17 protein-coding genes are annotated in these 17,448 nt (G+C 52.6%); 12 read left to right on the top strand and 5 right to left on the bottom strand.

Features of this window, described 5'->3' with window-relative positions:
* The first annotated feature begins 50 nt into the window (after positions 1-50).
* Together QWY82_RS03255 and QWY82_RS03250 are read left to right on the top strand one after the other, a co-directional pair.
* Complete coding sequence (locus tag QWY82_RS03255) at positions 51-1,004, top strand: LysR family transcriptional regulator (protein WP_290259855.1); 954 nt, start codon at positions 51-53, stop codon at positions 1,002-1,004.
* Positions 994-2,724, top strand: a complete 1,731-nt coding sequence (locus QWY82_RS03250) for a DUF3592 domain-containing protein (protein ID WP_290259854.1) — start codon at positions 994-996, stop codon at positions 2,722-2,724. Before QWY82_RS03255 ends, QWY82_RS03250 begins: the two co-directional genes overlap by 11 nt.
* 3 nt (positions 2,725-2,727) lie before the next feature.
* Here QWY82_RS03250 and QWY82_RS03245 read toward each other — a convergent pair whose 3' ends face one another.
* Positions 2,728-3,345 carry a TetR/AcrR family transcriptional regulator gene (locus tag QWY82_RS03245; protein WP_290259852.1) on the bottom strand — a complete coding sequence of 206 codons (618 nt, stop codon included), beginning with the start codon at positions 3,343-3,345 and terminating at the stop codon, positions 2,728-2,730.
* Between the two features lie 163 nt (positions 3,346-3,508).
* On the opposite strand from QWY82_RS03245, the gene QWY82_RS03240 reads away from it, so the two are divergent.
* Positions 3,509-4,573 carry an MBL fold metallo-hydrolase gene (locus QWY82_RS03240; protein ID WP_290259849.1) on the top strand — a complete coding sequence of 355 codons (1,065 nt, stop codon included), beginning with the start codon at positions 3,509-3,511 and terminating at the stop codon, positions 4,571-4,573.
* Here QWY82_RS03240 and QWY82_RS03235 read toward each other — a convergent pair.
* Positions 4,542-5,309, bottom strand: coding sequence for an AraC family transcriptional regulator (locus QWY82_RS03235; protein WP_290259847.1), 768 nt, complete (start codon positions 5,307-5,309; stop codon positions 4,542-4,544). The genes QWY82_RS03240 and QWY82_RS03235 overlap by 32 nt on opposite strands.
* 191 nt (positions 5,310-5,500) lie before the next feature.
* On the opposite strand from QWY82_RS03235, the gene QWY82_RS03230 reads away from it, so the two are divergent.
* From QWY82_RS03230 to QWY82_RS03200, 7 genes are read left to right on the top strand one after another with little or no spacing between them, the layout of a single operon-like run.
* A complete protein-coding gene (locus tag QWY82_RS03230; RefSeq protein ID WP_290259845.1) occupies positions 5,501-6,694 on the top strand; it encodes a Gfo/Idh/MocA family protein in 1,194 nt (397 codons plus the stop codon).
* Positions 6,691-7,743 carry a sugar phosphate isomerase/epimerase family protein gene (locus QWY82_RS03225; protein ID WP_290259843.1) on the top strand — a complete coding sequence of 351 codons (1,053 nt, stop codon included), beginning with the start codon at positions 6,691-6,693 and terminating at the stop codon, positions 7,741-7,743. Before QWY82_RS03230 ends, QWY82_RS03225 begins: the two co-directional genes overlap by 4 nt.
* Positions 7,744-7,764: 21 nt before the next feature.
* The gene (locus tag QWY82_RS03220; RefSeq protein ID WP_290259841.1) at positions 7,765-8,079 is read left to right on the top strand and encodes a hypothetical protein; all 315 of its coding nucleotides are present in this window, start codon (positions 7,765-7,767) and stop codon (positions 8,077-8,079) included.
* Positions 8,052-8,984: an MFS transporter gene (locus QWY82_RS03215; protein ID WP_290259838.1), complete on the top strand. Its 933-nt coding sequence runs from the start codon at positions 8,052-8,054 to the stop codon at positions 8,982-8,984. Before QWY82_RS03220 ends, QWY82_RS03215 begins: the two co-directional genes overlap by 28 nt.
* Before the next feature lie 8 nt (positions 8,985-8,992).
* Positions 8,993-9,634 (top strand): gluconate 2-dehydrogenase subunit 3 family protein, encoded by a 642-nt coding sequence (locus QWY82_RS03210; RefSeq protein WP_290259836.1) that lies wholly within the window; start codon positions 8,993-8,995, stop codon positions 9,632-9,634.
* 41 nt (positions 9,635-9,675) lie between these two features.
* The gene (locus QWY82_RS03205) at positions 9,676-11,409 is read left to right on the top strand and encodes a GMC oxidoreductase (protein WP_290259835.1); all 1,734 of its coding nucleotides are present in this window, start codon (positions 9,676-9,678) and stop codon (positions 11,407-11,409) included.
* Between the two features lie 22 nt (positions 11,410-11,431).
* On the top strand, positions 11,432-12,286 hold the full coding sequence (locus QWY82_RS03200; protein ID WP_290259833.1) for a sugar phosphate isomerase/epimerase family protein: 855 nt from the start codon (positions 11,432-11,434) through the stop codon (positions 12,284-12,286).
* A gap of 100 nt (positions 12,287-12,386) precedes the next feature.
* On the opposite strand, the gene QWY82_RS03195 is transcribed toward QWY82_RS03200, so the two are convergent.
* Positions 12,387-13,259 (bottom strand): HDOD domain-containing protein, encoded by an 873-nt coding sequence (locus tag QWY82_RS03195; RefSeq protein ID WP_290259832.1) that lies wholly within the window; start codon positions 13,257-13,259, stop codon positions 12,387-12,389.
* 154 nt (positions 13,260-13,413) lie between these two features.
* On the opposite strand from QWY82_RS03195, the gene QWY82_RS03190 reads away from it, so the two are divergent.
* Both QWY82_RS03190 and QWY82_RS03185 read left to right on the top strand, forming a co-directional pair.
* Complete coding sequence (locus QWY82_RS03190; RefSeq protein ID WP_290259830.1) at positions 13,414-14,607, top strand: class I SAM-dependent rRNA methyltransferase; 1,194 nt, start codon at positions 13,414-13,416, stop codon at positions 14,605-14,607.
* Positions 14,608-14,618: 11 nt separating this feature from the next.
* Positions 14,619-15,449, top strand: coding sequence for a hypothetical protein (locus QWY82_RS03185; protein WP_290259828.1), 831 nt, complete (start codon positions 14,619-14,621; stop codon positions 15,447-15,449).
* A gap of 27 nt (positions 15,450-15,476) precedes the next feature.
* On the opposite strand, the gene QWY82_RS03180 is transcribed toward QWY82_RS03185, so the two are convergent.
* Entirely contained in the window at positions 15,477-16,634 is a 1,158-nt protein-coding gene (locus tag QWY82_RS03180) for an imelysin family protein (RefSeq protein ID WP_290259826.1), read from the bottom strand.
* A 17-nt stretch (positions 16,635-16,651) separates the two neighbouring features.
* Positions 16,652-17,305, bottom strand: a complete 654-nt coding sequence (locus tag QWY82_RS03175; RefSeq protein WP_290259824.1) for a histidinol-phosphatase — start codon at positions 17,303-17,305, stop codon at positions 16,652-16,654.
* Between the last annotated feature and the right edge of the window lie 143 nt (positions 17,306-17,448).

Raw genomic sequence — 17,448 nt, 5'->3', positions numbered from 1 at the left:
CCTTGATATAACTATTAAAATAATTAATACAAATGATGCCAAGTAGCTAAATGACCACCATGAACATCGACCTGCGCCAACTCAAAACCCTGTTGACCCTAAAAGAAACCGGCACCTTGGTGGCCGCTGCCGACCGTTTGTGTCTAACCCAGTCGGCCTTGTCCCATCAGATTAAGGAGCTGGAGGCGCAAATCGGCGAATCGGTGTTCGTGCGCAAGAGCCGCCCTATCCGCTTTACCGAGCCAGGTGAGCGCTTGCTGATCTTGGCGCGCGAGGTACTTCAAGCTATGGCCAGCGCCGAGCGCGATATACAAAAGCTGGTGCACGGCGAGGCCGGCCGGCTGTTCATGGCCATTGAGTGCCACAGCTGCTTCAACTGGTTGATGCCCACGCTCGATGCCTATCGATCTTTGTGGCCGCAAGTGGAATTGGATTTCTCCGGCGGCTTTACCTTCGAGCCCTTGCCGGCTCTGGTGCGCGGCGAGGTGGATTTGGTGGTGACCACCGATCCCGTGGCGCTCAAAGGTTTGCTGTACGAGCCATTGTTCGAATGCGAAATGCTGTTGGCGGTTTCGCCCCGGCACCCCTTGGCGCAACGCAAACATATTCAGCCGCAGGATTTGGCCCAGGAGCAGTTGATCACCTACCCAGTGGAGCGCAACCGGCTCGATATATTTACCAAATTTTTATCGCCCGCGGGCGTCGAGCCCGCCGGCGTGCGCAGCGCAGAACTGACTTTGATGATGGTACAAATGGTGGCGTCGGGACGCGGCGTGTGTTGTTTGCCCAATTGGGTCTTGGCAGAATATGCCGCCCAAGGGCAGCTAGTAGCCTTGCCACTCGGTGAGGGCTTATGGGCTAAAGTGCAATTGGCACTCAGAGAAGACACCGCCGCCCTGCCCTTCGCCAAAAGTTTTATCCAGCTGGCCAGAGATCATTGCTTTAGCCAGCTACAGGGTATTCGAGCCCCAACCCCACGAGGAGCTGAACAACATGGCCGTTGATAAAAAAACCAAGCAGGCATCGCCATTATTTCTGATTTTGTTTGCCCTGCCCTTCGCCGGTGTGGGTGTGGGTTTTTTATTTTTTAGCATTATTCCTTCGCTCTACGAGTGGCAGCAAATGCACCAGTGGCAGCCAGTGGATGCTCAGCTGTTAAGTGCCAAGCTGCAAACCAATCACGGCGATGACAGCACCACCTATCAAGCCTTGGCGTCCTACCGCTACTATTTTCGCGGCACCGCCTATGAGAGTGATCGGGTGGGAATTATGAGCGGCTCGGATAACATTGGCAGTTGGCAGGAAGACAAAGCCTATGAGTTAAAGCGCGCCTTGGCGAAGGGCGGAAGCATTTCAGTTTATGTCGATCCCGATAAGCCCGACCAAGCCGTTGTTTACCGAGAACTGCGCTGGGGTATGCTCGGTTTTAAGCTTATTTTTGTAGTTGTATTTGGCGGTGTTGGCGTTGGCTTGATATTTTTTAGTTTCTATCAGCGCAATAAAATTGCACCGAATTTAACGGCCACCGATGAGCCATGGTTGGCCAACGAAGATTGGCACAATCCTATTCGTTCTAACGCCAAGGCGGGCCTATGGGGTGCCTGGATTTTCGCCATTTTTTGGAATGCCGTGTCTTCGCCCATTCCCTTCGTGTTGCCAGAGGAGTTGGCCAAGGGCAACTATCCTGCCTTAATTGGTTTGCTATTTCCCATTGTTGGCATCGGCTTATTAATTTGGGCCATTAGCGCCACGCGCCAGTGGCAGCGCTTTGGCCCCAGCCCGCTCCTTCTCAATCCATACCCCGGCGCCATCGGCGGGCAGGTAGGGGGCGAGGTGGATATGCGCTTGCCCTACGATGCCAGCATGGCCGTGGCAGTTACCTTGGCTTGCGTGCACAGTTATTATTCTGGCTCGGGCAAAGATCGCTCGCGGCGCGAGTCTGTGCAGTGGCAAAAAGATGGCTTCGCGCAGGTCAGTGCCAGTAGCCAAGGCACTAAGGTCGCCTTTTGTTTTGACGTGCCGAGTAAGCTTCCGGCGTCGCAATTAAGTGACGACAGCTATTATTTTTGGCGCCTGTCTTTACACGCCGATTTACCCGGCGCCGATTTTGATCGCGATTACGAAATTCCGGTATTTCCTGGCACGGCCCAATCATCCCTTGCGCTCACCGATGCCAGCCAGCATCCCATCGCCAGTGTCGAGCGGGGTAAAAAACTGGAGGCTTTGCTAAATGCGCGGCAATTACCCGATGGAGTGGAGCTGAATTACGGGTATTTTCGCGGCGCTCTAGGCAAGGCGATTGGCGCTATTTTCGGCTCGGGGTTTTTCGCTGGCGGCGTTTTCATGTGGCCCACCGATGCGCCCACCTTTATGGCTGTGTGCTTTATGTTAGTGGGTGGCCTAATTGCGCTGGCGTGTTTGTACGGTTTGTTCAATGCCTATCAGGTGAAAATTGGCAAGCGTGGTATTTTTACGGTTCGAAAACTGTGTGGTGTGATTGTCGGCAAACGTTTCATTGCACCGGAAAAAATTCGGCATTTAGAAATTGAAAGCCGAGGCTCCTCGCAGGTGGGCAAAAAAACCACTCAACACTTTGTGATTAATGCCAAATTAACCGATGGCAGTAAGCATCGCGTGGTGGAATCTCTCGACGGCCGCGCCATGGCCGAAGAGGCGCTTGAATCGGTGAGCATGTTGAGCGGCATTCAAGCCAAGAAGAGTTAAGGCTTACTGGTTATCGGTGCCGTAGCGGAGCAAAAACATCGTCACTGTTTGCTCGATAATGTGTGTGGTTTCTGCGCTAGATGGCGATGCTAGGCCAATGGTAATTTGTGGCCAAAAGCAAAAACCTTTTATGAGACCATGCAGTTGATTTGCCGCAAACGCAATATCGCTACAGGCAATACGGCGGTCGAGATTGGCTTGCTCAAGCCATTTATTCAAATGGGTTTCCTTGTTGGCAATAGTTTGCACCACGCTTTGCGCAAGCTGCGGTGAATGGATCATTTCGGCCAATACCACACGGGCTAGATTTTGATAGTTTTTATCGGCAAGTAGCGCTGTTTTAGCCGCCAGTATTGCCGTTAACTGAGCCTTGATAGGCCGATCTGGATAGTAGCTATAGTCGATCTCTTGATCGCTTCTCTCCCACAGCTGTCGCAGAATTTCATCGAACAGCAATTCCTTGCTGGCAAAGTGGTTGTACACCGTGCGCTTGGATACCCCAGCTGCAGCAGCGATTTTATCCATGCTGCTGTGGGCGAAACCCTGTTGCTGAAAGATCTGCACGGCGGCGTTGATAATGGCGTCGTGTTTCTGTTCCGTGAGCTTTTTGGGCTGAGGCATGGTGGCGTCGCTGTAGAAAAGAACAAATATTACACTTAGGAGTTTACTTTTTCCATTGGCGGGGATAGTCTTGGCAAAAGTTACACTGGTCAGTTTACTTTTGGCTGGTTTTGATTGAGTTAATTCTATGTTTTTTAATCTTACGTTGATTGGAGCTATTACAGTGGCATTCGTTTGCACCGCCTGTACCCCGGTAAGTAAACCCGAGTATCCGGACTCTGACCATTTTGCGGCAGCGCACTTTTTCAATCCCGAGCAGCCAGAAAGTCAGGTGGGTGGGCTCTGGGCTGCGCTTAACATTTTTTGGGATTTTACCTTCAATAAGCCAAAAGATGCGGCGCCTTCGACCTCGCCTAGGGTATTGTCCTTAACCCGAGATGCCTTGTTAGCCCTGCCGGATAACCAATTTGTGCGCTTGGGGCACTCGACACTTTTGTTCAAACTCAACCAGCGGTTTTGGCTAACAGACCCGGTGTTTGCCGAGCGGGTCTCGCCCATAAGTTGGGCTGGGCCCAAGCGCTTTCACGCCAGCCCGATTGAGCTAAACGACTTGCCTGAGATTGAGGCGGTGATTATTTCACACGACCACTACGACCATTTGGATAAAGCCGCTATCGCTGCATTGGCGCCAAAAACCAAGCACTTTATCGTGCCCTTGGGTGTTGGCGAGCTGCTGCAAGCCTGGGGTGTTGCGGCTTCGCAAGTGGTTGAATTGGATTGGCATGAATCCCGCGAGATTGAGGGCGTGCGGCTTACCGCTACGCCGGCACAACATTTTTCAGGGCGTAGCTTGACCGACAAAAATGCGCGTTTGTGGGCGTCGTGGGTCATTAAAACACCGGCAGTTTCGCTATTTTTTAGCGGTGACACTGGCTACTTCGAGGGTTTTAAACGTATCGGTGAGCGCTATGGCCCCTTTGATGTGACCTTTGTGGAAACCGGTGCCTACGACCCGCGCTGGGCCGATATTCATATGCTGCCGGAGCAGTCTGTGCAAGCCCATTTAGATTTAGGCGGGCGCTGGATGATGCCCATTCACAACGGCACCTTTGATCTCGCCATGCACGCCTGGACCGAGCCATTTGAACGGGTTTTACAGGCCGCCACCGACCAAGGTGTGACAGTGACGACCCCTATGATGGGCGAGGCGGTGGCTATATTGACTCCCCATAGGGGATCGCCTTGGTGGTGCGAGCTTACACCAAAGCTTGCGGCTGAGCTTCGGTAAGTTGATGGTTGATGCGAAATACTGAGGGCAGTTCCTGGAACTGCCGATAAAACAGGCGCGAGAAATAGCTGTGATCGGTAAAGCCAGATTCGCTCGCGACCTGTGCAATGGGCAGTGTGGTTTCCGCTAAGAGTTTGCGCGCGTGTTCGAGCCGCACTTGGTGAATATATTGTTTCGGCGTTTTATTGAGATATTTTTTAAAGCGCCGCTCGAGGGCGCTGATGGATAGGTGTGTACTCGCCGCTAATTCAGCCAGACAGATGTCTTGACTAAAGTGTTGCTGAATAAAATCCACCGGGGTTTTTAGCGCCTGCATGGCATTGAGTGCCACCGAGGTTTTTTCCAAATGGCGGGATACGCCATAGGTGCCTAGCACTTCGCCATCACTCGCTTTTAGGCAGCGCTTGGTGGTGGAAAACCACGCCAGGCCGCCCTTCGCCGCGTGGTTGAGCTCGAGCCGATCGGTGACATTCTGGCCGCTCATCACCCTTTCATCGTCGGCGATATATTGCCTCGCTAAGTAGCGCGGCGCGAAGTCGAAGTCGGTGAGGCCGATGGCATCTTGCAAATTATCGACCCCAATTAAGGCGAGAAACTCAGCGTTGCCATAGGCAATTTGTCCATTGCGGCGCTTTATCCAAAAAAGTATATCGGGCAGCAGGCTAAACAGGTCTGCCAGCTGCCGAGCGCCAAGAAGGTCGAGTAGATTACCGTTTTCTAGCAATGGTTCCTGCATTGCGCTCGCCTCTGCGTGCTCTCATTGGGGTTATTTCCAGTTGCTGAAAATATCAACAACGCCGATTTTGTTGCATAAGTATCCGAAATCATACTACAGCCCGACCGAGCCATTGGCATAGTATTCTTGTCATCATAACAATATCCCTAGTGCCAACCTGTGTTTGGCCAAAGGGTTGGCAAGGAATACAGATGCGAAAGATTCGGATGGGCATGGTCGGTGGGGGTGAGGGCGCGTTTATCGGCGCTATTCATCGCATGGCGGCAGCCTTAGATGGCCAGATCGAGTTGGTGTGCGGCGCCTTCAGCGCCGACCCGCAGCGATCTCTACGCTCTGGCCGCGCCCTTTTTCTAGACCCCCAGCGCTGTTATCCCGATTACCAAACCCTGTTTACCGCTGAAGCCCAGTTGCCGCTGGGCCAGCGCATGGACTTCGTCGCCATTGTCACGCCGAACCATTTGCATCTACCGGTGGCGTGCATGGCACTGGAAAGCGGTTTTGATGTGATGTCAGATAAACCGGCCACCCTGTCGCTGGAGGAGTGTCGCTACCTCGCGGCCACCGTTGAGAAAACTGGGCGTCTGTACGGCTTAACCCATACCTATACGGGCTATCCCTTGGTTAAAGAGGCGCGCGCGCTAGTCGCTGTTGGTCGCTTGGGCGCGGTGCAGAAAGTGGTGGTGGAGTACAGTCAGGGCTGGTTGGCGGCGCCCGCCAGTGTCGAGAATAAACAAGCGGCTTGGCGCTTAGATCCAGCTCGGGCTGGCCTCAGCTGCTGCATGGGCGATATCGGTGTACACGCGGCCAATCTCGTGGAATATGTTTGCACCGATAGATTGCAAACAATTTGCGCGCATTTGACGGCGTCCCTGCCAGATAGATTATTGGATGACGAGGGCACGGTTCTATTCAACACGGCAAAAGGCACGAACGGGGTTTTGATTGCCAGCCAAGTATGTGTTGGTGAGGAAAATGAGTTGCGTCTGCGTGTCTATGGCGACAAGGCGTCGCTCGAGTGGCGCCAGCAAGAGCCCAATAGTTTGTGGTTAAAATTTGCCGACGCGCCGGCGCAACGCGTGCGCGCCGGTGTGGGTGAGTTATCGGCGCTAGCGCAGGCAAATTTGCGCACACCCAGCGGCCACCCCGAAGGTTATATCGAAGCCTTTGCCAACCACTACCGCAATTTTGCCGGTCAAATTCGCGCCAACTTAAGTCACCGAAATGCGTCCGATAGCGAGCGCGATGTGCCGGATATTACCGATGCGTTGAGCGGCATGGCGTTTATTGAAGCCGTGGTGCAGGCCAGCAAGTCGCCACAAAAATGGCATCGGCTGGCGGCGTCAAAAAATACTCAGTCGCACATCGAACAGGGAGTGGTGTCATGAGCGCTATTCAGGGGCCAGGTATTTTTCTGGCACAGTTCTGCCAAGACGAGGCACCCTATAACAACTTGCCCGACCTCTGTCGTTGGGTCGCCGCTATGGGTTACAAGGGCGTGCAAATTCCCACCTGGGATGCGCGCGTGTTCAACCTCGCCCTCGCTGCAGAAAGTGCCACTTATCGCGATGAGGTGCAGGGCCAGGTTGCCGATGCCGGTTTAGTTATCAGCGAGCTATCAACCCATTTACAGGGTCAGCTTATCGCCGTGCACCCAGCTTACGATGCGATGTTTGACGGCTTCGCGCCCGAGTCGGTTCGGGGTAAGGCGAGTGCGCGAAGCGAGTGGGCCATGGAGCAACTGTTGATGGCGGCTAGGGTAAGCGGTCATTTTAATTTGAAGGCGCATGCCACTTTTTCCGGCGCTCTGTTGTGGCAAATGGCCTATCCTTGGCCGCAGCGGCCGGCGGGTTTAGTCGAGGCAGGTTTTGCTGAATTGGCCAAGCGCTGGTTGCCGCTATTGCAGGCTTTTGATCAGCAGGGCTGCGACCTTTGCTTCGAGTTACACCCAGGTGAAGACTTGCACGATGGCGTAACCTTCGAGCGATTTCTTGCCGCCGTCGATCAACACCCGCGCGCGAATATTCTGTACGACCCCAGTCACTTTGTGTTGCAGCAATTAGATTACCTCGCCTTTATCGATATTTATCACGAGCGCATAAAAGCGTTTCATGTAAAAGATGCGGAGTTTCGGCCCAATGGTCGTTCGGGGGTTTACGGCGGCTATCAGCATTGGATCGATAGGCCTGGGCGGTTTCGCTCACTCGGCGATGGCCAAATAGATTTTAAGCAAATTTTCAGCAAGCTAACCCAATATGGCTATCAGGGCTGGGCCGTGTTGGAGTGGGAATGCTGCATCAAGCATCCCGAGGATGGCGCCAGAGAGGGAGCCCCTTTTATTGCCCAGCATTTAATTCGCCAAGCCGATCGCGCCTTCGATGATTTTGCGTCGGTGCCAAAAGATGATGCAATGAATCGAAAAATATTAGGCATATAACCATAACAATAGGGCAACGCCATGCAAAAAATGAATCCCCAGCGCCTCTTTATCGGCTGCAGTTTAGCCTTAGTGGTCACCGCCATGACGCTGGCGATACGGGCAGGTATTTTAAGCCAGCTCAATCGCGAATTGGGTTTATCGGATACCGAGCTAGGCTGGATAAATGGCATGGCGTTTCTCGGCTTTCCCATTGCTACCATGACGGGTGGTTTGCTGTATAACTTGCTCGGCGCCAAGCGCTTGATGCTGATGGCCTTTGTCGGTCATCTAGTGGGGTTAGTGCTAACCATTAGCGCCGATGGCTTTTGGTTGCTATTGAGCTCGAGTTTTTAATCGGCTTTGCCAACGGCTCCGTGGAAGCGGCGTGCAACCCAATGATTGCCGATATCTACCATAAAAATAAAACGACCATGCTCAATCGTTTTCACGTTTGGTTTCCTGGTGGCATTCTAATTGGCGCCTTAACCTCTTACTTTATGACCCGTTGGGGTATGGCTTGGCAGTTGCAAATAGCCGTCATGATTTTACCGACCTTAGTTTACGGTTATCTGTTGTTGCGCCAGCCGCTGCCGGCGTCGAATCATATTGAAACCGATACCCGCACCAATTTGCGCGGCTTGCTGTCGCCCTTGTATTTATTTTTAGTGCTGTGCATGACGCTCACCGCTACCACGGAGCTGGGCACGCAGCAATGGATTGAAAGAATCTTAGGTGCTAGCGGTGCCTCGCCTATGTTAATCATGGCGATGATGACGGGCCTAATGGCCGTGGGCCGCTATTTTGCCGGGCCACTGGTGCATCGGTTTAACCCGGTAGGTGTGTTACTTGGCTCGTCAATTGCCGCCGTTGCCGGGCTTTATACCTTGAGCATCGCGACCGGCGCGACGGTGTATGTTGGAGCCATTATTTTTGCCTTGGGCGTTACCTATTACTGGCCCACGATGGTGGGTTTCGTTGCCGAATACACGCCGCAAACCGGCGCTCTGGGAATGTCGCTACTTGGTGGCGCTGGCATGTTTGCGGTTAGCTTATGGAATCCGGTCATCGGTCACTGGATCGATTCGGCGCGCATGGAAGCGGAGGCACAACAATTGACCGGTGCGGCGGCTGAGCTAGCCGCCGGGCAAGCGGCCTTGTTGCACCTAGCCGCTTTTCCGGCGGTATTAGTAATCGCTTTCGGGGCGCTAACCTTGGTTTTACGTCGACAAAAGAATGCTGCACAACTGGCACTTTCTTGAGGCCGCTTATGGACGCTAACAGAACCAAAAACAACAACAATCCCGCAGCGTTTCATGTTGCGAGTCGACGAGCGCTGTTTAAACGTCTAGCGGGAGCAGTAGGCGCGGCTTACACCTCGCGCTTGATATCTGGCGCGGGTTTGACCATTGCGCTCGGCTACTCGCGCCAGCTGCAGGCTGGCATCAATGCAGGAAAGCTATTTGATTTAAAAGAGATGACGACATTGGCTCGCATTTGCGAGCTGGTGATTCCCGCCACAGCAACGCCCAGTGCAGCGGACGTGGATGTGCATGGCTTTATCGATAATCAATTGCAGCATTGTTTTGCCATTGAGCAACAGCAGCAGATACAGGCATTGCTTGCGCAAATAAATGAGTATGCAAATAGAAATTACCAAATCGATTTTTACGACTGCACAGAGCAGCAAAAGCTAGCGCTGTTAAACGCATTAGACGTGGGCAAACAGCCTTTTAATGCAGCGAGCAAAGATAGCTTTCGCTTTTTAAAGAGCCTCATTGTGTTTGGCTTTTTTACCAGCGAAGTGGGTGCCACTAAAGCCTTGCGCTATCAAGCGATTCCAGGTGGGTTTAAAGGGTCTATCCCCTACCGTCAAGGTGAGGCGTCGTGGGCGCCTACCCTTTGGATTTAACTCGAGCAAAAGAAAAGAATAAAAGATAAGAGTAAAAAATAATGACAACGCCAACCTATGTTCAAGAGTCGCAAGAAGAGTATGACGTTATTGTTGTAGGTTCCGGAATTTCCGGCGGTTGGGCTGCGAAAGAATTTTGTGAGCGTGGACTGCGCGTTCTTATGGTAGAGCGCGGTCGCTTGGTTGAACATCGCAAGGATTACATAACAGAAGGTAAACCTGCGTGGCACTTCCCGTTGCGAACCCGTGTAGATAACATTTTAGTAGAGCAGCAATACTACGTTCAAAAGCTGTGTTATGCCTTTAACGATGCCACGAAACATTTTTTTGGCAACGACAGAGATCTACCCTATAGCACGGAAAAGGGCACACAATTTAATTGGATTCGGGCCAACCAACTAGGCGGCAAGTCTTTGTTGTGGCATAGGCAAAGCTATCGACTCAGTGACTACGATTTCGAAGCCAATAGTCGAGATGGGCATGGCATCGATTGGCCGATCCGCTACAAGGATTTGGTGCCTTGGTATAGTCATGTTGAGAAGCATGCGGGTATTAGCGGCCACGCTGAAGGCTTAGCGCAATTACCAGACAGCGAATTTTTGCCTGCGTTTGAAATGACCTCGCCCGAACTTGCGATGCAAGAAGCGTTTAGAAAACATTTTCCAGACCGTCCCATGATCATGGGACGAACCGCGCATTTGTCTAAGCCAACACAGTTGCATTTATCGCAGGGCAGGGTGCAATGCCAAGCCCGGGATGAATGTCAAAAGGGCTGTTCTTTCGGGGCCTATTTTTCGACCCAAAGTTCAACCTTGCCCGCGGCGGCCAAAACCGGCAATTTGAGCATTGCCGCCAATAGCGTTGTGCACAGTGTTATCTATGACGAAAAAACAAATCGCGCTAAAGGCATTCGGGTCATCGATAACGAAAATCTAAGTGAGCGAGAATATTTCGCAAAAATTGTTTTTCTGTGTGCTTCTACGCTTGGCACTACCCATATCATGTTGAACTCAATCTCGAAGAAATTTCCCAATGGCATTGCGAATAGTTCGGGCGTGCTTGGCCATTATTTAATGGACCACAACTACAATGCACGAGCCAGCGGCGAGGTTGAGGGTTTTGAAACAGAATACTATTCCGGTCGCAGGCCAACAGGTATTTATATCCCCAACTTTCAGTTTGAACCCAGCCGTTACAAGAAAAATTATATTCGTGGATATGCCTTCGGTGGCGAAGCCTCGCGGGTGGATTGGCGCGGAAATGCCAATGGTCAGGGTTTGGGTGTTTCGTTTAAGGAAAAATTATCGCAACCCGGCGCTTGGAACTTTGGATTATATGCGATGGGCGAAATGCTACCGCGTTACGAAAACCAAGTTTCACTGCATGCAAGTAATAAGGATAAATGGGGCATGCCTCAGCTTCATATTAACTGTCGCTGGTCTGATAATGAAATTGCCATGATGGAAGATGCGCGAGAAACTGCCCACCAAATGCTTGAAACAGTCGGTCTAAAAAATGTCAAAAGCGAAGTTTCGGTGCACGATAGAGCACCCGGCTTAGCGATTCATGAAGTGGGTACTGCTAGGATGGGTCGCGATCCCAAGCAATCGGTTTTGAATGGATTTAATCAGTGTCACGATGTGCCCAATTTATTTGTGACCGATGGCAGCGCTTTTTGCTCTTCTTCCGTGCAAAACCCTTCGCTCACGTTTATGGCGTTGACGGTTCGCGCTGTAGATTATGCAGTCCGAGAATTAAAAGAAAAAAGATTATAAACACAGATAAATGAGGTCCAAGATGAAGTATTTTATTCAGGTCGCCATTGCGGTATTACTTATGCCTATTGCTATGTCTAGTGTACTGGCTGAGCCGACGAACCCAAAAGTGAGTGTTCAGCTTTGGTCTGTAAAAGAAGATGTAAAGGCAAGTATTGACGCTACCTTGGAAACGATTGCCGCCATGGATTTTGATGCGGTTGAATTTGCTCAGGAGTTTGGCCGCTATCAAGATAACGCACCTGCTTTGGTCAAAAAGTTAAATGTGCTGGGTTTAGCGGTTAGTGGCGCACATGTAAGTTTTGAAAGCCTCGATGCGAAAAATTTTGACAGAACGGTAGCGTTTTATCAGGCGCTCGGATGTAAAAATTTGATCGTAGGTTGGGATGAGCGGGCCTGGCACCCAGAGGGCGTGGTATGGGTGGCTAACGAGTTGAGTCGTTTGGCGCCGCTGTTAGAAAAAAAGGGTATGCGTATTGGCTTTCACAATCACGACCATGAATTCAATGCGTTTAATGGCACTACTTTTTGGGATTACATTGCTACCCATACGCCCGAGAGCGTTATATTGCAACAAGATGTCGGTTGGACAACTTATGCCGGTCAAGATCCTGTGGCTTATGTAGAGCGCTACCCAGGGCGCACACTCACCACCCATTACAAGGTTAAACTACCCGAGGGCGCGCAGGGCAAGTTGCCAATTATTGGTAAGGACACTATTGATTGGTTGAAACTTATCGCCGCGAATAAGACGGTGGGTGGCACCGAGTGGTTAGTGGTGGAGCAGGAAGAGTACCCCAATGGCATGTCGCCGCTAGAGGCGGTTCAGGCCTCTAAACTTGGCTTGGATAGTTATTTGGCTGCGCAGAAAAAATGATAAGGCAGTCAGTTTATCCTGATTTTTGTAGCCTGTAGGGGGTCGATGTGTCGAACCAGGCCATCCGTCTTGTAGTTTGTACCCTGTAGCCGGCCAATGCCTATTGCCCGCCAAGACCCATGTCGTAGATGTGCTGGCACAGGGTTTCAAAATCGTACTGGCTAAGGCCCACATAGACGAGGATGTTGTCGGAAATCCGCTGCCATTCGTAGTCGGTATCTTGATTGCCCAAGGTCTTGTAGTTTTTACAAATAGTTTCAGCCATTTTTAGAATGGCCAACAAGGTTTTCTTGCGGTTGTCTGCTTTTTCTTCGCTGAGAATTTTATTCACTTGATGGTGTTGATGAATGGCTTCGCACAGGTGAATAGGCAACTTCCAGCTCTTGGCCACGTAGTAGCCCACAACGCTGTGGTTGGTGGCGAGAAATTCATTTTCCACATCGGTTACGGATTTGTCTGAACTGGTGTAAGAGCGCTCCATCACCTCGGCATAGTTGGCAAAGCGCATCATCAGCAGCGGAATGCCGCAGTTGTGAAACAGCCCTAGGCTGTAGGCTTCATCCGGCGCATCGAAGCCAATTTGTTTGGCGATGTGGGTTGAGACCTGGGCAATATCGATGGCGCTGTCCCAGAATTTCCCCAAGGCCACAATTTGTTCGTCTGACAGCGCACCTTTGATGGATTGGGCATTCACTAGATTGATGACGGTTTTGATGCCGAGTAGGTTTACCGCTTGTTTGATGGAGGTGATTTTGTTGCTCAGGCCAAAGAATGGCGAGTTAACTGTCTTTAGAATGCAGCCCGACAGCCCCACGTCTTGGCTGATGAGTTTGGCGATGTGATCGATAGAGCAGTTGGGGTCAAATTGCTCCATTTGTAGGTCTACCATGATCTGCGGCTGAGGCGGGATAGATATGCCCTTTAATATGGCATTGACTTGTTCGGCGGTAATTTCTATCACGGGTGCCGACATGCGACCTACTTCCTTGGGCTTAAGTGTTGAGTTTAGATCAGGCAGATCTATTCGGGGTGCTAATCGCGCCTGAATTTCTCAGCGCTGGCCGCTATACTGCGCGCCATCTTATTCGCCGTTGTTTTCGTCTTCTTATTTCGCAAAGGTTTGCCCTATGTCCCTGCCCCACTTGCAATTGAAATCCCAGGCCGATCGGCGCCTTCGCAAGGGCCACTTGTGGATTTACAGCAATGAGGTGGACGTGGCCGCGACACCACTCAAAGGCTTCAGTTTGGGCCAGCAGGTGGAGGTGACATCGGCCGGCGGCAAATCCCTGGGCGTGGCGTTGGTTAACCCCAACAATCTCATTTGCGCTCGCCTAGTCAGCCGCGATAGCCGTTATCCCTTGGATAAGTCGCTGTTCGTGCACCGCTTCAAGCAGGCTCTGAGTTTACGCGATAGCTTTTTCGAGGCGCCTTATTACCGGCTCGTGTATGGCGATAGCGATTTACTGCCTGGCTTAGTCATCGATCGTTTCGGCGCTGTGCTGGTAGTGCAAATTGCCAGCGCTGGGATGGAGGCGTTACGCGCCGAGATAGTGGCAGCCTTGGTGCAGGTACTTAAGCCGGCTGGCATCCTCATGGCCAATGAGCACAGCGCGCGCGAACTCGAAAGTTTGCCGCTCTACACCGAGGTGGTGCATGGCGAGGTGCCAGAACAGGTCGAGCTAATAGAAAATCACACCCGCTTTATGGCGCCGGTGCGCACTGGGCAAAAGACCGGGTGGTTTTACGATCACCGATTAAATCGCGCTCGGCTGCAACAATTTGCCAAGGGCAAGCGGGTGTTGGATGTGTTTTCCTACATTGGCGGTTGGGGTTTAGCGGCGGCGCAGGCTGGCGCCACAGAGGTGGTTTGCGTGGACGCGTCCGAGTCGGCCCTGGCCGGCGTGGTGACCAATGCTGAGCTAAACGGTTTTGCCGATCGGGTCAGCGTCGAGCACGGCAAGGCCATCCAGGTGATGAAGGCGATGATAGAGCGCGGCGAACACTTCGATATCGTGGTGTTAGATCCGCCTGCCTTTATTAAAAAGCGCAAAGACCACAAGGCCGGTTTGGCCGCCTATCGCCATATCAACGAGTTGGGTATGCGCTTATTGGGCCGCGACGGTGTGCTGGTGTCGGGCTCTTGCTCCATGCACTTAGCGACCAAGGAGCTGGAGGAGGCCATCACCGGCGCAGCGCGACACCTAGATCGGCAGGCGCAGCTCATTGCGCGCGGAAGCCAAGGGCCAGATCACCCAGTGCACAGCTGCATTGAAGAAACTGAATACTTGAAGGCACTGTTTTACCGGGTCTATCACGCATGAGGTTTGGCACTATGACACGGATGTTGCTGTTGCTGAGCTATTGCCCGTTTTTGCTGGCGCAAAGCGCGACGCCAAAATCCATTGAAGAATTGGATTTGTCCTATGTCTACGCGCCAATCTTTGGCACCGGCTTTTATCGCGCCGGCGCCGAGGAGGCGGCGGTGCTTAAAGTTGATATCAACAGCTGGGTGTTGGAGCAGTCTGAGCGGGATGAATGGTATTGGCTGTTGCCCGTGTCCGCCGGTGTTCGCTATACCGAGTTGGAAGATATTGTGGGCGAAGTGTTGGATGGCTCGCTGCTGAACTTTTCCTTTCTACCGGGGGTTGCAAGGCGTTATGCCATGAACGAGCAGTGGGAAATTGCGCCGTCGCTGCAGCTGGGCTTCGCCCGAGACGTCACCTTAGAGACTACCCGTGGCTTATATACCGCTGCCCTGCGCAGTACCAATTGGTGGATGCACGGGCAAGATCGCTGGACCTTCGGCAACCGGATTAGATTGGCCGGGCAGAATCACCCCACTAACGATAGGCGTCAAGGCTTCTTGTTGTTGGAGAGCGGGCTCGATTGGGAACGTCGGTTAAACACCGAGTTTATGGGTGAGCCGCTGCTATTTAGCACCTTCTTCTACGGCCAATACTTTATTGAGAACACCGGCATTAAGGCGGCCAGCGGCGAACCGGTTGGCGCGCAATCACTGTATAACCTTGGCTTTACCCTCGGTTGGGACAGGCCCAAAGATTTCTTGGGCTTCTCCGTGCAGCGTGTGGGGATGTCGGTGGCGGCGGGCAATAATATTCGCGCCTATATGTTCAACTTTGGTTTTCCGCTGAGCGTTGATTAGCTGTTGTGCAAGCGCCTGACGTCGACCTTAGAGTGTTTCGACCTCGGCTTTTAGGGGCAGAGTTAATTGCTGCAGCGCTGCGATCGCCGCAACCCATTGGGTCTCGGTGGCGGCGCCTTCCTCGGGCAGTTTATCCAGCACCCGATTTGCCGCGGCCAATTGCTCGAGCCAACTTTTGCTCGCGCCTTGACTCCAGTGTGCCACCAGCGCCGAGCTCTGGTTTTGTTCGATCAAGAGCGCTAAACCATTGAGTTGGGCCGAGAGCAAGCGCTTGCTGCCACCGCTGTACTGGTTGTGGTTTGAAACATCGAGGTGAGTTTGGCTAATGGCATCTAATTGCGGTTGCAATTGCTTGTTTATCAACTGTTCTTCAATCAAGTAAATGCTTGAGGTACGCAGTATTTCCGAGCGTTGTTGTGCGGATAACCCGGTATAGACCTTGCTGTAAACGCCGGTCTCTTGCCAGCGCGCGGCCAGTTTATCGAGGCTGTCGATCGCTAATTCGACCATCAGGCCAAGCAGCGCACGGCGCCGATTGTTGGCTAAATCCTCCACATTTGGCTCATCTTCGCCGGTTGCCTTGAGCGCCTGTTTGACAAAATCTGTCGCCGGCCGCTGGCCTTTGTCGCCCCATAACAGGTAGGCAATTGGGTGCAAACCTAGGGCGCGATCGGCTGGGTCAAACTGCTGGTGGGCTTCTTTTAGCGCCTTAGCCGTGACCGGAATAGCGATATCGTTGACCAGGCCCGAGTGGGTGTAGACGTCGAAATAATCTAGAAAGCCGGGTTGGATAGGCCAGCCATCGAGTTGGTCGTGTAGGGTTTCGAGCTGCACAAAAAGCCCGGGGTGGGCTGCACCCATGGCGAAAAATAAGCTGAAAGCCTGGCCGCTGTTGTGGGCGCTATGCCACTGTTCGCGCGCCTGATTGAGTGTCGCTTGGGTGGGATTTTGCAGCAGCGCCTGAACCGAATCCCTAAGCGCATTGAGTTCAGCCTGGCTGCGTGCAAGCGCCGCCCCGCCCCGGTGCCAGACCGCGAGGCTCTGCTGATCCACCGCTGGCTCGATTTTTTGATTGTTTGCCGTCGGCACAGCCGGTGCATCTGGCACCTTGGGCGTGGCTTCTCTATCTTGGCAGGCAGCTAGGGCCAAGGCGAATAGGGTGAAGGGCAGAATGACGGCGCGCATGGGTTCTTTCCTGAACATTATCGCAAGCTAATGATGGGCCAGTCCTTGGCATTGGCCGCTAGGCGCAATTGCTCACAGGGGTCTACCACTATCGGTTGTTGCACGGCAGAGAGCAAGGGTAAGTCATTGATTGAGTCGCTGTAAAAGTAGCAGGTCTCATTTTCGCGCCCCTGTTGCGCCAACCAAGCCTGCCAGCGCGCCACTTTGCCCTCTTGGTAGCAGGGTGGGTCGATGATTTCGCCGGTGTAGATGCCATCGATAACTTCGGGCTCAGTGGCGATGAGTTCATCGACTTTTAAGGCCGCGGCGATGGGTGCGGTGATGAACCGGTTGGTGGCGGTGATGATCAGCAGGTAGTCGCCCTGCTGGCGATGCTGTTCGATCAGAGCGACGGCTTTAGGTAGCCACAAGGGCTCAATCTTGCACTGCATAAACTCTGTTAGCAGGGCGCTTTGCTCGGCCTGGCTAAATTGAGCGACCTGTTTGAGCACGAAGCGCTGATAGGCACGAATGTCTAGCTCGCCGCGCTTGTAGTCTTCGTAGAATTGATCGTTGCTGCGGCGGTAGCTGGCCACATCTACCAGCTGCTTTTGCACTAAAAACTCGCCCCAACTGTGGTCTGAATCGCCGGCGATCAACGTGTTATCTAGATCAAATATAGCGACGGCCACGACAAGTTCCTGCATTATGGGTGAAAGGCCTGCAAGGATAGCGACTCGCCCGTGGGTTCTCAATGGAAACTCCACTGGGGAAGGTAAATTGCTGAATACACAGCAATTATGGAACAATAGCCGGCATAACAAGGTGTAAGAAT

Source organism: Simiduia curdlanivorans (assembly GCF_030409605.1).
GTDB lineage: Bacteria > Pseudomonadota > Gammaproteobacteria > Pseudomonadales > Cellvibrionaceae > Simiduia > Simiduia curdlanivorans.
The sequence above is the reverse complement of the archived record's forward strand: the minus strand, read 5'-3'. Positions and strand labels throughout refer to the sequence as shown.